This is a genomic window from Neisseria sp. HMSC065C04 (assembly GCF_001815375.1).
Lineage (GTDB): Bacteria > Pseudomonadota > Gammaproteobacteria > Burkholderiales > Neisseriaceae > Neisseria > Neisseria flavescens_D.
In genome coordinates, this window is sequence record NZ_KV820378.1 from 1 (window position 1) to 1,437 (window position 1,437).

Sequence of the window (1,437 nt, forward strand, 5' to 3'; positions counted from 1 at the left end):
GGCAGGATGAGAATTCTAAGGCGCTTGAGAGAACTCAGGAGAAGGAACTCGGCAAATTGATACCGTAACTTCGGGAGAAGGTATGCCCTCTAAGGTTAAGGACTTGCTCCGTAAGCCCTGGAGGGTCGCAGAGAATAGGTGGCTGCGACTGTTTATTAAAAACACAGCACTCTGCTAACACGAAAGTGGACGTATAGGGTGTGACGCCTGCCCGGTGCTGGAAGGTTAATTGAAGATGTGCAAGCATCGGATCGAAGCCCCAGTAAACGGCGGCCGTAACTATAACGGTCCTAAGGTAGCGAAATTCCTTGTCGGGTAAGTTCCGACCCGCACGAATGGCGTAACGATGGCCACACTGTCTCCTCCTGAGACTCAGCGAAGTTGAAGTGGTTGTGAAGATGCAATCTACCCGCTGCTAGACGGAAAGACCCCGTGAACCTTTACTGTAGCTTTGCATTGGACTTTGAAGTCACTTGTGTAGGATAGGTGGGAGGCTTTGAAGCAGAGACGCCAGTCTCTGTGGAGCCGTCCTTGAAATACCACCCTGGTGTCTTTGAGGTTCTAACCCAGACCCGTAATCCGGGTCGGGGACCGTGCATGGTAGGCAGTTTGACTGGGGCGGTCTCCTCCCAAAGAGTAACGGAGGAGTTCGAAGGTTACCTAGGTCCGGTCGGAAATCGGACTGATAGTGCAATGGCAAAAGGTAGCTTAACTGCGAGACCGACAAGTCGAGCAGGTGCGAAAGCAGGACATAGTGATCCGGTGGTTCTGTATGGAAGGGCCATCGCTCAACGGATAAAAGGTACTCCGGGGATAACAGGCTGATTCCGCCCAAGAGTTCATATCGACGGCGGAGTTTGGCACCTCGATGTCGGCTCATCACATCCTGGGGCTGTAGTCGGTCCCAAGGGTATGGCTGTTCGCCATTTAAAGTGGTACGTGAGCTGGGTTTAAAACGTCGTGAGACAGTTTGGTCCCTATCTGCAGTGGGCGTTGGAAGTTTGACGGGGGCTGCTCCTAGTACGAGAGGACCGGAGTGGACGAACCTCTGGTGTACCGGTTGTAACGCCAGTTGCATAGCCGGGTAGCTAAGTTCGGAAGAGATAAGCGCTGAAAGCATCTAAGCGCGAAACTCGCCTGAAGATGAGACTTCCCTTGTGGTTTAACCACACTAAAGAGTCGTTCGAGACCAGGACGTTGATAGGTGGGGTGTGGAAGCGCGGTAACGCGTGAAGCTAACCCATACTAATTGCTCGTGAGGCTTGACTCTATCATTTGAAGAACTTCAAAAGATAAAAGCTTACTGACTGATTCAGTCATCACCAAATAATTGATTAAGGCTTTACCGATTTGTAACAGTTTAAGTTTGGCGGCCATAGCGAGTTGGTCCCACGCCTTCCCATCCCGAACAGGACCGTGAAACGACTCAGCGCCGAT

Annotated in this window: 2 rRNA genes; both read left to right on the top strand. The window is 51.7% G+C overall.

Features of this window, described 5'->3' with window-relative positions:
- A 23S ribosomal RNA gene (locus HMPREF3022_RS00040) occupies positions 1-1,270 on the top strand; the annotation flags it as partial.
- A 95-nt stretch (positions 1,271-1,365) separates the two neighbouring features.
- Positions 1,366-1,437 (top strand): 5S ribosomal RNA (gene rrf, locus HMPREF3022_RS00045); the annotation flags it as partial.